General features: G+C 65.3%; 12 protein-coding genes. 9 read left to right on the top strand and 3 right to left on the bottom strand.

Annotated elements, in window-relative coordinates; translation table 11 throughout:
- Positions 1-81: 81 nt before the first annotated feature.
- The 3 genes from AAHM40_RS05950 to AAHM40_RS05940 all read right to left on the bottom strand — a co-directional run bounded on the left by AAHM40_RS05950 (position 82) and on the right by AAHM40_RS05940 (position 3,324).
- The gene (locus AAHM40_RS05950; RefSeq protein ID WP_077524297.1) at positions 82-1,578 is read right to left on the bottom strand and encodes a CoA-acylating methylmalonate-semialdehyde dehydrogenase; all 1,497 of its coding nucleotides are present in this window, start codon (positions 1,576-1,578) and stop codon (positions 82-84) included.
- Positions 1,579-1,690: 112 nt separating this feature from the next.
- Positions 1,691-1,978 carry a cupin domain-containing protein gene (locus AAHM40_RS05945; protein WP_342243840.1) on the bottom strand — a complete coding sequence of 96 codons (288 nt, stop codon included), beginning with the start codon at positions 1,976-1,978 and terminating at the stop codon, positions 1,691-1,693.
- A complete protein-coding gene (locus AAHM40_RS05940) occupies positions 1,978-3,324 on the bottom strand; it encodes an aspartate aminotransferase family protein (RefSeq protein ID WP_342243839.1) in 1,347 nt (448 codons plus the stop codon). The genes AAHM40_RS05945 and AAHM40_RS05940 overlap by 1 nt, the downstream gene beginning before the upstream one ends.
- Before the next feature lie 120 nt (positions 3,325-3,444).
- Between AAHM40_RS05940 and AAHM40_RS05935 the strand changes: the two genes are divergently transcribed.
- From AAHM40_RS05935 to AAHM40_RS05895, 9 genes are all read left to right on the top strand, one after another.
- Positions 3,445-4,365 (top strand): LysR family transcriptional regulator, encoded by a 921-nt coding sequence (locus tag AAHM40_RS05935; RefSeq protein ID WP_342243838.1) that lies wholly within the window; start codon positions 3,445-3,447, stop codon positions 4,363-4,365.
- A 165-nt stretch (positions 4,366-4,530) separates the two neighbouring features.
- Positions 4,531-5,904, top strand: coding sequence for a uracil-xanthine permease family protein (locus AAHM40_RS05930; RefSeq protein ID WP_342243837.1), 1,374 nt, complete (start codon positions 4,531-4,533; stop codon positions 5,902-5,904).
- A 146-nt stretch (positions 5,905-6,050) separates the two neighbouring features.
- Complete coding sequence (locus AAHM40_RS05925; protein WP_028630812.1) at positions 6,051-6,719, top strand: TetR/AcrR family transcriptional regulator; 669 nt, start codon at positions 6,051-6,053, stop codon at positions 6,717-6,719.
- On the top strand, positions 6,719-7,303 hold the full coding sequence (locus AAHM40_RS05920; RefSeq protein WP_342243836.1) for an IMPACT family protein: 585 nt from the start codon (positions 6,719-6,721) through the stop codon (positions 7,301-7,303). The genes AAHM40_RS05925 and AAHM40_RS05920 overlap by 1 nt, the downstream gene beginning before the upstream one ends.
- A 506-nt stretch (positions 7,304-7,809) precedes the next feature.
- The gene (locus AAHM40_RS05915; protein ID WP_342243835.1) at positions 7,810-9,348 is read left to right on the top strand and encodes an ABC transporter ATP-binding protein; all 1,539 of its coding nucleotides are present in this window, start codon (positions 7,810-7,812) and stop codon (positions 9,346-9,348) included.
- A 13-nt stretch (positions 9,349-9,361) separates the two neighbouring features.
- Positions 9,362-10,459: an ABC transporter permease gene (locus AAHM40_RS05910; RefSeq protein ID WP_342243834.1), complete on the top strand. Its 1,098-nt coding sequence runs from the start codon at positions 9,362-9,364 to the stop codon at positions 10,457-10,459.
- Positions 10,460-10,499: 40 nt separating this feature from the next.
- Entirely contained in the window at positions 10,500-11,426 is a 927-nt protein-coding gene (locus AAHM40_RS05905) for an ABC transporter permease (protein WP_342243833.1), read from the top strand.
- 182 nt (positions 11,427-11,608) lie between these two features.
- On the top strand, positions 11,609-12,691 hold the full coding sequence (locus AAHM40_RS05900) for a BMP family ABC transporter substrate-binding protein (protein WP_342243859.1): 1,083 nt from the start codon (positions 11,609-11,611) through the stop codon (positions 12,689-12,691).
- Between the two features lie 79 nt (positions 12,692-12,770).
- Entirely contained in the window at positions 12,771-13,733 is a 963-nt protein-coding gene (locus AAHM40_RS05895) for a 2-oxoglutarate and iron-dependent oxygenase domain-containing protein (RefSeq protein ID WP_342243832.1), read from the top strand.
- The last annotated feature ends 33 nt before the right edge of the window (positions 13,734-13,766 follow it).

Here is a 13,766-nt window from a genome sequence, read left to right as displayed (position 1 = left end):
GGCGCTCGGTTTGAGCGAAGCGATACCCATCAAAACAAAAAGCCCCGGCAATCGCCGGGGCTTTTTCATTCAATGCATCACTCAGCCGTTGCTGGGGAAGGCGAACTGCGCCGCCTCGTGGCTGGCGCGCTGCGGCCAGCGCTGGGTGATGGCCTTGCGGCGGGTGTAGAAGCGCACGCCGTCCGGACCGTAGGCGTGCAGGTCGCCGAACAGGGAGCGCTTCCAGCCGCCGAAGCTGTGGTAGGCCACCGGTACCGGCAGCGGCACGTTGACGCCGACCATGCCCACTTCGATCTCGTCGCAGAACAGGCGGGCGGCTTCGCCGTCGCGGGTGAAGATGCAGGTGCCGTTGCCATATTCGTGGTCGTTGATCAGCTGCATGGCGTCTTCCAGGCTGCCGACGCGGACGATGCAGAGCACCGGGCCGAAGATTTCTTCCTGGTAGATGCGCATGTCGGCTTTGACGTTGTCGAACAGGGTGCCGCCGACGAAGTAGCCGTCTTCATGACCGGCCACGCGGTAGCCACGGCCGTCCACCACCAGCTTGGCGCCAGCGGCCACGCCGTCGTCGATGTAGCCAACCACCTTGTCGCGGGCGGCGGCGGTGACCAGCGGGCCCATGTCCAGGCCGCAGTTGGTGCCCGCGCCGATCTTCAGGCCCTTGATCTGCGGAACGATCTTGTCCACCAGGGCATCGGCGATCTGGTCGCCCACGCACACGGCCACGGAGATGGCCATGCAGCGCTCGCCGCAGGAACCGTAGGCAGCACCCATCAGTGCGCTGACGGCGTTGTCGAGGTCGGCGTCGGGCATCAGAACGGCGTGGTTCTTGGCGCCGCCCAGGGCCTGCACGCGCTTGCCGCGCTTGGTGCCTTCGGCATAGATGTACTCGGCGATCGGCGTCGAGCCCACGAAGCTCAGGGCTTTGACTTCCGGGGCTTCGATCAGCGCGTCCACGGCTTCCTTGTCGCCGTTGACCACGTTCAACACGCCCTTGGGCAGGCCGGCCTGATGGAAGAGTTCGGCGATCAGCAGTGTGGAACTCGGGTCACGCTCGGAGGGCTTGAGGATGAAGGTGTTGCCGCAGGCGATGGCCAGCGGGTACATCCACAGCGGCACCATGGCCGGGAAGTTGAACGGGGTGATGCCGGCGACCACGCCCAGCGGTTGGAAGTCGCTCCAGGCGTCGATGTTCGGGCCGACGTTGCGGGTGTATTCGCCCTTGAGGATTTCCGGGGCGGCGCAGGCGTACTCGACGTTCTCGATGCCGCGCTTCAGTTCACCAGCAGCGTCTTCCAGGGTCTTGCCGTGCTCTTCGGCGATCAGCTTGGAGATGACCGCTTCGTTCTGCTCCAGCAGTTGCTTGAAGCGGAACAGCACCTGGGCGCGCTTGGCCGGCGGGGTGTTGCGCCAGGCCGGGAAGGCGGCCTTGGCGGCGTCGATGGCCTGCTGGATGGTGGCGCGGCTGGCCAGGCCAACCTTGCGGTGGGCTTCGCCGGTGGACGGGTTGAACACATCTGCGGTGCGGCCTTGGTCGTCGATGCGTTCGCCGTTGATCAGGTGCGGGATGAGGCTCATGGGTGGGGTCTCTTGTAGGGCTTTTTGTCTTAGCGGCGCCGGATAGGCCGAGGAGCTGGATGCTTCCCTCACCCCGGCCCTCTCCCAGAGGGAGAGGGGGTTGGTCCGAGCGCTATTTGAGTTCTGTTTCGACGAAGACCACTTCGTGGTCGCTGGCGTTGATCACGTTGTGCTCGACGCCGGCGTTGCGGAAGTAGCTCTGGCCGGCCACCAGGGGGGCGTGTTTGTCGCCCTCCGGGGTTTCCAGCAGCAGGGTGCCGTTGGTCATCGGTACCACGACGTAGTCGTAACCATGGCAGTGGCGACCGGTTTCGGCACCGGGGGCGAAGCGCCACTCGGTGACGATCACCTCGTCGTTATCCACCTGCACGGTGGGCACGGCCTGTGGGCGTTGACTCATCAATTAACGCCCTGCAGGGCCTGGCCGACGGCGTCGAACAGGCGGTCGAGTTCTTCCGGCTTGGCGTTGAAGGTCGGGCCGAATTGCAGGGTGTCGCCACCGAAGCGCACGTAGAAACCGGCCTTCCAGAGGGCCATGCCGGCCTCGAACGGACGCACGATGGCGTCGCCGTCACGCGGGGCGATCTGCAGGGCACCGGCCAGGCCGCAGTTGCGGATGTCGATGACGTGCTTGGCGCCCTTCAGGCCATGGATGGCCTTCTCGAAGTGCGGGGCCAGTTCGGCGGATTGCTGCACCAGGTTTTCCTTCTCCAGCAGGTCCAGGGCGGCCAGGCCAGCGGCGCAGGCGACCGGGTGGGCGGAGTAGGTGTAGCCGTGGGTGAACTCGACGGCATACTCGGGCGTCGCCTGGTTCATGAAGGTCTGGTAGATCTCGCGGCTGGCGATCACCGCGCCCATGGGGATGGCGCCGTTGGTGATTTGCTTGGCCACGTTCATCAGGTCCGGGGTCACGCCGAAGTATTCGGCGCCGGTCATAGTGCCCATGCGGCCGAAGGCGGTGATCACTTCGTCGAAGATCAGCAGGATGTTGTGCTGGTCGCAGATTTCGCGCAAGCGCTGCAGGTAGCCCGCCGGCGGCACGATCACCCCAGCAGAGCCGGACATCGGCTCGACGATCACGGCGGCGATGTTCGAGGCGTCATGCAGTTCGATCAGTTTCAGCAGTTCGTTGGCCAGTTCCACGCCGCCGGTTTCGGCTGCGCCCTTGGTGAACGCCAGGCCCGGCTGCAAGGTGTGCGGCAGATGATCGACGTCCATCAGTTGGCCGAACATCTTGCGGTTGCCGCCGATGCCGCCCAGGGCGGTGCCGGCCACGTTCACGCCGTGGTAGCCACGGGCGCGGCCTATCAGCTTGGTCTTCTGCGGCTGGCCTTTCAGGCGCCAGTAGGCACGGGCCATCTTGATCGACGTGTCGGCGCACTCGGAGCCGGAGCCGGTGAAAAACACGTGGTTCAGCTCACCAGGAGTGAGGTTGGCGATCTTCTCGGCCAGCTGGAAGGACAGCGGGTGGCCGTACTGGAAGCCCGGCGAATAATCGAGGGTGCCGAGCTGCTTGGCCACGGCTTCCTGGATTTCCTTGCGCGAGTGCCCGGCGCCGCAGGTCCACAGGCCAGACAGGCTGTCGTAGATGCGACGGCCCTGGTCATCGATCAGCCAGCTGCCTTCGGCCGCCACGATCAGGCGCGGGTCGCGCTGGAAGTTGCGGTTGGCGGAGAAGGGCATCCAGTGGGCGTCCAGCTTGAGCTGGCTGGCCAGGGGAAGTTGGGCGGTCTGCGGCATGTTCATGAGTGGCCTCGAGTGGGTCTTGTTCTGAGGTGCGACAAGTAACTTGATGCCGACATTGCCACGGGCATAAAGTCACGAAAATCCAACTTTTCATATCTTTAGATCAGAGGTTACTAAACCATGAGCAGCCGCCGTCCAGAGCCGTTGGCGCAGGTCAGCGATTTCGATATCCGCCTGCTGCGCATCTTCCGCAGCGTGGTGGAGTGCGGCGGTTTCTCCGCCGCCGAGAGCGTCCTGGGCATCGGGCGCTCGGCCATCAGCCAGCAGATGAGCGACCTGGAACAGCGCCTCGGCCTGCGCCTGTGCCAGCGTGGCCGTGCCGGTTTCGCCCTGACCGAGGAAGGCCGCGAGGTGTACCAGTCGTCCATGCAGCTACTGGCGGCGCTGGAAACCTTCCGCACCGAGGTCAACGGCCTGCACCAGCACTTGCGCGGTGAGCTGAACATCGGCCTCACCGACAACCTGGTGACCCTGCCGCACATGCGCATCACCCACGCCCTGTCGCGGCTGAAGGAACGCGGGCCGGACGTGCAGATCAACATCCGCATGACGCCCCCTAGCGAGGTGGAGCAAGGTGTGCTCGACGGTCGCCTGCATGTCGGCGTGGTGCCGCAGACCGCCGCCCTTTCGGGGCTGGAGTACCAGCCGCTGTACAGCGAGCGCTCGCTGCTCTACTGCGCCGTGGGCCATCCGCTGTTCTACGCCGACGACGCCCAGCTCAGCGACGAACGCCTGAACCAGCAGGACGCCATCGGCCCCACCTTCCGCCTGCCGGCGGAGATCCAGGCGCACTACCAGGTGCTCAATTGCAGCGCCAGCGCCTCGGACCGCGAGGGCATGGCCTTCCTGATCCTCACTGGCCGCTATATCGGCTACCTGCCGGACCACTACGCCACCTTCTGGGTGCAGCAGGGCCGGTTGCGGGCACTGAAACCGGCAAGCCGCTTCTACGACTTGTCCCTGTCCTCGGTGACGCGCAAGGGGCGCCGGCCGCACCTGGTGCTGGAGAGCTTCCTGGACGCGCTGGCCGCGACCAGCTGAAGGGCGATGCCTGCACCAGCCCGGCGCAGGGGCCCTCCTTTTGGTGCGATCCCCCACTCCCGGAACACCGCCGCGTCCCGTTGCAAGCCGCGTCACGCCTGAAAAACTGTTCGACTGGTCAGCTTCTTGCAGTGCAGCCGCCACTCACTACCCGCGGGACGCACCATGCACAGCGAAGCAACCAGCAACACCGATCTGATCTATGGCCTGGAAGACCGGCCCAACCCCCTGCAGTCCTTCTGTGCCGCGCTGCAGCACGTGCTGGCCAGCGTGGTAGGCATCATCACGCCGCCACTGGTGATCGGCAGCGCCCTGGGCCTGGGCGAGCACCTGCCCTACCTCATCAGCATGGCGCTGATGGTGTCCGGCGTCGGCACCTTCATTCAGGCGCGGCGGCCGCTGGGTATCGGCGCCGGGATGATCTGCCTGCAAGGCACCAGCTTCGCCTTCCTCGGCGCGGTGCTCGCGGCCGGCTTCCTGGTGAAGAGCCGTGGTGGTAGCCCGGAGGACATCCTGGCCATGATCTTCGGCGTGTGTTTCTTCGGCGCCTTCGTGCAGGTGGTGCTGAGCCGCTTCATCGGCCAGTTGCGGCGGATCATCACGCCGCTGGTGACGGGCATCGTCATCACCCTGATCGGCGTGAGCCTGATCAAGGTCGGCATCACCGACATCGGCGGCGGCTTCAAGGCGGCGGATTTTGGCGCTCCGGGGAACCTGGCCCTGGGCGCCCTGGTACTGCTGACCATCATCCTGCTCAACCGCTCGCGCAACCCTTGGGTGCGCCTGTCGTCGATCCTCATCGGTCTGGCCGTGGGCAGCCTGGTGGCCCTGGCCACCGGCAAGCTGGTGCCTCAGCCGCTGCCGGACCTGCCGCTGATCAGCGTGCCGGTACCCTTCAAGTTCGGGTTCAGCTTCGACTGGACGGCGTTCATCCCGGTGGCGCTGATCTACCTCATCAGCACCATCGAGACCGTGGGCGACCTCACCGCCAACTGCATGCTCTCGCGCAAACCTTTCGAAGGCCCGGAGTACGAGGCGCGCCTGAAAGGCGGCGTGCTGGGTGATGGCGTCAGCTGCCTGATCGCCGCCACTTTCAGCGCCTTCCCTAATACCACCTTCGCGCAGAACAACGGGGTGATTCAGCTCACCGGCGTCGCCAGCCGTCACGTCGGCCTTTATATAGGTGCGGTCCTGCTGGTGCTCGGCCTGTTCCCCCTGATCGGCGCACTGCTGCAGCAGATTCCCAAGCCGGTGCTGGGCGGCGCCACGCTGGTGATGTTCGGCAGCGTGGCAGCGGCCGGCATCCGCATCCTCGCGCAAGTGGACCTGGACCGCCGCAGCCTGCTGATCATCGCCGGGTCCTTCGGCGTCGGCCTGGGCGTCGCGGCCCAGCCCACCCTGCTGCACCAGATGCCACAGATTGTGCAGAGCCTGTTCGACTCGGCAATCACCTGCGGCGGTGTAACGGCCATCCTGCTGAGCCTGTTGCTGCCGTCGGAATCGGCACGGGAAGCGGTACTGGAAAGCAACGGAATCTGACCGCTGGCTGTGCGAAACGGCTGCATCCCGGCCCCATTCGGGTGCAGCCGTGCAATTACCTGACCGCCACTACAGTTTTGTCTTGTCGGACACGCCATCCTGGGTTATCAGTGCTGTCGCCACCCCCTCTCAGAATCAGGAAACCTATGACTTCACTGGTGCCCGCCCACAGCCCGAATCCTTCCGCAAAACCCGCCGGCCGCATCCGTCAGAAGAACGAAGAGCTGATACTGGCCGCTGCGGAAGAAGAGTTCGCCCGCCACGGCTTCAAGGGCACCAGCATGAACACCATCGCCCTGCGCGCAGGGCTGCCCAAGGCCAACCTGCACTACTACTTCAGCAATAAGCTGGGCCTGTACATCGCGGTGCTGAGCAACCACCTGGAACTCTGGGACAGCACCTTCAACACCCTCACCGCCGAAGACGATCCGGCCGAGGCCCTGGCCCGCTACATCCGCGCCAAGATGGAATTCTCCCGACGCCACCCGCTGGCCTCGAAGATCTTCGCCATGGAGATCATCAGCGGCGGCGGCTGCCTCGAAGCTCATTTCGATCAGGACTACCGCACCTGGTTCAAGGGCCGTGCCGGCGTGTTCGAAGCCTGGATCGCCGCCGGCAAGATGGACCCGGTGGACCCGGTCAACCTGATCTTCCTGCTCTGGGGCAGCACCCAGCACTATGCCGACTTCAACACCCAGATCTGCCGCGTCACCGGGCGCAAACGCCTGACCAAGGAAGATTTCGAAACGGCCACGCAGAACCTTATCCAGATCATCCTCAAGGGCTGCGGCCTGACCCCTCCCGCGACCGCCTGATGCCGTTCACGCTCACCGCTCCCGCCGAGTACCGCGAGGAAATCAAGAAGAGCCGCTTCATCGCCCATGCCGCGCCGGTGGCCAGCGTAGAGGAAGCCCAGGCCTTCATCGCGCGTCTGTCCGAACCTGGCGCCTCGCACAACTGCTGGGCCTGGAAGCTGGGCAACCAATACCGCTTCAGCGACGACGGCGAACCCGGCGGCACTGCCGGCCGCCCGATCCTCGCTGCCATCGAAGGACAGGACTGTGACCAGGTGGCGGTGCTGGTGATCCGCTATTACGGCGGCATCCAGCTCGGCACCGGCGGCCTCGCCCGAGCCTACGGCGGCAGCGCCGCGAAATGCCTGCAAGGCGGCGAACGCGTGGAACTGGTCGCCCGCAGCCGAGTCAGCTGTCACCCCGGCTTTGCCGAACTGCCCGTGCTGAAAGCCCGCCTGGGCGAGTTCGAAGCGCTGGTGGAAAGCGAACAGTTCGACGCCGAAGGTGCGGAGCTGGTGCTGGCCCTGCCCGACGGCCGCATCGCCGATCTGGAACGGCTGCTGCGGGATATCAGCCGGGGACGGATTGGAGTGAAAAAGCAGTAACCCCATCTGTGGAGGCTCGGACCACCCACAATTTCTGTGGAGCCCGCTGTGGATAACTCGTGGGCTGTTCGCTGAAACGCCGCTGCGGTGCGGCTTAGCTAGAATTGTTCGCTTTTTGCCCAGCCCCGGTTTTTCCTCCGCCCCAAAGATAAGCAGCTGATTTGTCAAGGCATTCCTCTGCGCACCAAGGCAGCGCAAGGGGCCTGCCGGGCGCCGTGTGGGCCGGCTTTTTGTCCACGTCGGACGGGGAAAAGACTGTGGATAAGCTTGGGAATAGCCCCCGCAACCCAGTGGCCACGCCACTCGCAAGAAACTGATCAAAAAACAACCAGAACCTTCGCATCGGAAACGCTCACCTCGCACCAGCAGCGAGCGTCCGCACACAACGCCTGGCCGCCCGCCTGCTGACGCAGCCCTTCTGTCATGCACCCTGGCGGCTTTCCTGACCTTATGGCCAGCTTTTTGCTTCGGTCCCAGCATTGCGCATTGCCTCAGGAAAACGCCCCATGATCAGCTCCAATTCGCCGCCACGCCTCGAACTGCGTGGCATCACCAAGCGTTACCCCGGCTGCCTGGCCAACGATCACGTCGATCTGTGCATAAGGCCGGGGGAAATCCATGCCCTGCTGGGCGAGAACGGCGCTGGCAAGAGCACCCTGATGAAGATCATCTACGGCGTGGTCCAGCCGGACGCGGGCGAAATCCGCTGGATGGGACAAGCCGTGCAAGTGCGCGACCCGGCCCAGGCACGCGAACTGGGCATCGGCATGGTGTTCCAGCACTTCTCGCTGTTCGAGACGCTAACCGTGGCGGAGAACATCGCCCTCGCCCTGGGAAGCGAAGCCGGCACGCCCAAGCAGTTGGAGCCGCGCATCCGCGACGTATCCCGCCGCTACGGCATGGCACTGGAGCCGGAGCGGCTGGTGCACGGGTTGTCCATCGGCGAACGGCAGCGGGTGGAAATCGTCCGCTGCCTGATGCAGGACATCCGCCTGCTGATCCTCGACGAACCCACCTCGGTGCTCACCCCGCAGGAGGCGGACGAACTGTTCGTCACCCTGCGCAGGCTCGCCGACGAGGGCTGCAGCATCCTCTTCATCAGCCATAAGCTGGGCGAAGTGCGCGCTCTTTGCCAAAGCGCCACCGTGCTGCGCGGCGGCCGGGTATCCGGGCATTGCGTACCGGCCGAATGCAGCGACCTGGAACTGGCGCGACTGATGGTGGGCGATGCCGAAGGGTTGTCAGCCAGTTACCCGAAAGTCTCTGGCGGCGCTCCGTTCCTGAATCTGTCCGGGCTGTCGTGGAGCAACCCCGACCCCTTCGGTATTTCCCTGGCCGACCTGCAACTGGAGGTGCGCAGCGGCGAGATCGTCGGCATCGCCGGGGTCGCCGGAAACGGCCAGGACGAATTGCTCGCCCTGCTCTCAGGCGAACAACGCCTCACCGGGGCCGACGCCGGCAGCGTGCGCTTCTCCGGCAGTCCGGTGGGCCAGTTGCGCCCGGATGCCCGCCGCACTCTTGGCCTGGCCTTCGTCCCCGCAGAACGCCTGGGCCACGGTGCGGTGCCGGAACTTAGCCTGGCGGACAACGCCCTGCTCACGGCATCCGGCCGGGGCCTGGTGAGCCGGGGACTCATCCGCCGTGGCCGGGTGCTGGCGTTTGCCGACGAAATCATCCGCCGCTTCGCCGTGAAAACGCCCGATGCCCAGGCGCCTGCCCGCAGCCTGTCCGGCGGCAACCTGCAGAAATTCATCCTCGGCCGGGAAATCCTCCAGCAGCCGAAACTGCTGGTGGCCGCCCACCCCACCTGGGGCGTGGACGTGGGCGCCGCAGCGGCCATCCACCGCGCCTTGATCGCCCTGCGCGACGCTGGCGCGGCCATCCTGGTGATCTCCGAAGACCTCGACGAACTGCTCCAGATCAGTGACCGCATCGGCGCCCTCTGTGCCGGGCGCCTGTCGCCGCTCAAGGCCTGCGCCGCCACCAGCCCGGTGGAAGTCGGACGCTGGATGGCCGGGCAGTTCGATCAATCCCAAGCCGCCTGAACGAGGCCCTTCCATGTTGCTATCCCTGGAACCCCGCCAGCAGCAGTCGCGCGCGATGCTCGCGCTGTCGCCGCTGCTGGCTGGGCTGCTCACCCTGGCCAGCGGCGCGCTGCTGTTCGCCGCCCTCGGCCATGACCCGCTGGAAACCCTGCATACCCTGCTGATTGCGCCCATCAGCGACCTCTACGGGCTCTCTGAATTGCTGGTGAAAGCGCTGCCCATCCTGCTCTGCGCCCTGGGCCTGGCGGTCGCCTACCAGGCGCGGGTGTGGAACATCGGCGCTGAAGGCCAACTGCTGATTGGCGCCCTGGCCGGCAGCGCGCTGGCCGTGCACATCATCGACTGGGAAAGCCGCTGGGCACTGGCGTTGGTATTGGCAGCCGGCACCCTGGCTGGCGCTGTCTGGGGCGGACTGGCGGCGTGGCTGAGAACGCGCTTCAACGCCAACGAAATCCTCACCACCATCATGTTCAACTACATCGCCCTGAACCTGCTGCTGCATTTCGTGCATGGTCCGTTGAAGGACCCGGCCGGCTTCAACTTCCCCGAGTCGGCGATGTTTGGCGACGCCTCGCGTCTGCCGCCGCTGCTGGAAGACCTGCGGGTGCATGTCGGCCTGTACTTCACCCTGTTGGCGCTGGTGGTGGTCTGGGTGCTGCTGCAGAAGAGTTTCCTCGGCTTCCAGATCAAGGTACTGGGCCTCGACCAGCGCGCCGCCGGCTTCGTCGGTTTTCGCGAGAAGCGCCTGGTCTGGCTGGTGCTGTTGATCAGCGGCGGCCTGGCGGGCCTGGCCGGCGTGGGCGAAGTCACCGGGCCTATCGGCCAACTGGTGCCCCAGGTATCGCCGGGCTATGGCTACGCGGCGATTACCGTGGCCTTCCTCGGCCGGCTGAATCCTTTCGGCATCCTCGCCGCCGGCCTGCTGATGGCCCTGCTCTACCTGGGCGGCGAGAACGCGCAGATGGCGCTGAACCTGCCGCAATCCATCACCGAGCTGTTCCAGGGAATGATGCTGTTCTTCCTGCTGGCCTGTGACGTGCTGATTCTCTATCGGCCACGCCTGGCAGTGCGCTGGCGGCGCCGCGAGCAGGTCAGGGAAGTGATGGCATGAGGCGCATAGCAAAACACGAAGACCAATCTTGGAGCACCCCATGGACCTCGATCTGCTGAGCAATATCCTTTTCGCCATGGTCCGCTGCGGTACGCCCCTGCTGCTGGTGGCCCTGGGCGAACTGGTGTGCGAGAAGAGCGGCGTGCTCAACCTCGGCCAGGAGGGGATGATGCTGTTCGGCGCGGTGGTGGGCTTCATCGCCGCCCTGGCCACCGGCAACCTCTGGCTCGGTGTGCTGCTGGCGATGGCCGCCGGCATGCTGCTGTCGGCCCTCTTCGCCCTGGTGGCGCTGGGCTGCAACGCCAACCAGGTGGCCACGGGCCTGGCCCTGACCATCTTCGGCGTGGGCTTGTCGTCCTTTGTCGGCGCGGCCTGGGTGGGTAAGCCGCTTGCGGGTTTCGAACCGGTAGCCATTCCGCTGCTGAGCGAGATTCCGCTGCTGGGCCGCATGCTCTTCGCACAGGACCTGCTGGTGTACCTCAGCTTTGCGCTGTTCGCCCTGGTGGCCTGGGTGCTGCTGAAGAGCCGCATCGGCCTGGTGATCCAGGCGGTGGGCGAGAACCCCGACGCGGCCAGCGCCATGGGCCTGCCGGTGATGCGCGTGCGCACACTCGCGGTGCTGTTCGGCGGCGCCATGGCAGGCATGGCCGGGGCTTATCTGTCGCTGGCCTACACGCCGATGTGGGCGGAGAACATGACCGCCGGACGTGGCTGGATCGCCCTGGCGCTGGTGGTGTTCGCCAGCTGGCGGGTATTCCGCGTGCTGCTCGGTGCCTACCTGTTCGGCCTGGCCAGCATCCTCCACCTCGTGGCCCAGGGCGTCGGCCTGTCGATTCCGGCCAACCTGCTGGCGATGCTGCCCTACGTAGCGACCATCCTGGTGTTGGTGCTGCTCTCGCGAGATGCCCTGCGCACCCGGTTGTTCGCGCCGGTGTCGCTGGGCCAGCCGTGGCGCGCCGGTCACTGACGCACCAGCAGAAGGCGTGCTGCACCAACTTCAGGCCCCGCCCAGTGCGGGGCCTCGACGTTTCCGGTGGGCTGAGGCCCAGCCTACGGGGTTTACACAGTTGTCTTGTCCGCTTGGTCAGCTTTTTGCAAACGAGCCTGCAGCGTAAACGCCACTACAGGACCAAAGGAGCAACACCCGTGATGCACAAGAACATCAAGAAGAACGTGCTGCGTACCCTGGCGGCCGCCATCGGCTTCAGCAGCATCCTTTCCGCCAGCGCCGCCGACCCGCTGAAGGTGGGCTTCGTCTATGTCGGCCCCATCGGCGACCACGGCTGGACCTACCAGCACGAGCAGGGCCGCAAGGCGCTGGAAGCCAGATTCGGCGACAAAGTGCAGACCAGTTTCGTCGAGAACGTGGCCGAAGGCGCCGACGCCGAGCGGGTGATCCGCAACATGGCCAAGGGCGGCTACGACCTGGTGTTCACCACCTCCTTCGGCTACATGAACCCCACCGCCAAGGTCGCCAAGCAGTTCCCCAAGGTCACCTTCGAGCACGCCACCGGCTACAAGCAGGACAAGAACCTCGGCACCTACCTGTCGCGCTCCTATGAAGGCCGCTATGTCGGCGGCTACCTGGCGGCGAAGATGACCAAGACCCACAAGATCGGCTACATCGCCTCCTTCCCCATTCCCGAGGTGATCCGCGACATCAACGCCATCCAGCTGGCGCTGAACAAGTACGACCCGCAGGCGGAGATCAAGGTGGTGTGGGTCAACACCTGGTTCGACCCGGGCAAGGAATCCGACGCGGCCAACGCGCTGATCGATCAGGGCGTAGACGTGATCTTCCAGCACACCGACAGCCCGGCGCCGATCCAGGCCGCCGAACGTCGCGGCGTGTACTCGGTGGGCTACGCCTCGGACATGGCTCACTTCGGACCGAAAGCCGTGCTCACCTCCATCGTCAACAACTGGGGCCCGCACTACATCCAGGCCACCCAGGGCGTGATGGACGGCAACTGGAAGCCCCAGGACTTCTGGGGCGGCCTGAGTGAAGAAACCATCGAACTGCCCATCAGCGACTTGGTGCCGGCCGATGCGAAGGCCGAAGCCGAGAAGCTGATTGCCAGCATCAAGAGCGGTGAATTCCACCCCTTCACCGGCCCGATCAAGGACCAGTCCGGCGCGGTGAAACTGGCCGACGGCGTGGTGGCCATCAATGCCGACCTGGCCTCGATGAACTACTACGTAGAAGGCATCAAGGCGGAACTGCCGAAATAACCGTTCCCCCGGCCATCTCCCGTCAGGGAGAAGGTTGGGGAAAGAGCCAGCGTCCCACAAGGAATCCAAGGATCACCCGATGAACCCGCTCCCGATCATCGACATCGCCCCGCTCTACGCCGACGAGCCAGACGCCTGCCGCGAGGTGGCTGCGCAGATAGATGCTGCCTGCCGCGAATGGGGCTTCTTCTACATCACCGGGCACGCCGTCAGCCCGGTGCGGATCAAGAGCCTGCTGGACGCCGCCAAGGCCTTCTTCGCCCTGCCGGATGCCGAGAAACTGAAGATCGACATCACCCAAACCCGCCACCACCGTGGCTACGGCGCCATCGCCACCGAACAACTGGACCCGAGCAAGCCCAGCGACCTCAAGGAAACCTTCGACATGGGCTTCCACATGGCCGCCGACCACCCCGAGGTGCTGGCGGGAAAGCCGCTGCGTGGCCCCAATCGCCACCCGCAAATGCCCGGTTGGGAAGCGCTGCTGGAGCAGCACTACCAAGACATGCAGGCCCTGGCGCAGACCGTGCTGCGGGCCATTGCCATGGCGCTCGATATCGAGCCGGACTTCTTCGACAAGCGCTTCCATGAGCCGATCAGCGTGTTCCGCATGATCCACTACCCGCCGCGCCACACCGCCAGCTCCGCCGAGCAGCAAGGCGCCGGTGCCCACACCGACTACGGCTGCATCACCCTGCTCTACCAGGACGACGCGGGCGGCTTGCAGGTGCGCAACCTGAAAGGCGAATGGATCGACGCGCCACCGATCGAGGGCAGCTTCGTGGTCAACCTCGGCGACTTGATGGCGCGCTGGAGCAACGACCGTTACATGTCCACGCCGCACCGGGTGATCAGCCCGCTGGGGGTGGATCGCTACTCCATGCCCTTCTTCGCCGAACCGCACCCGGACACCGAAATCAGCTGCCTGCCGAACTGCTCCAACGCAACCAACCCGCCCAAGTACCCACCGGTGACCAGCGCCGACTATCTGCTTTCGCGTTTTGCCGATACCTACGCCTATCGCCGTGAGGAAATCGCATAACCGTGTGGGGCGAATTCATTGGCGAGTGAATCG

The organism is Pseudomonas sp. OTU5201, from assembly GCF_038440135.1.
GTDB lineage: Bacteria > Pseudomonadota > Gammaproteobacteria > Pseudomonadales > Pseudomonadaceae > Metapseudomonas > Metapseudomonas resinovorans.
This window is presented reverse-complemented; position numbering and strand designations above follow the sequence as displayed.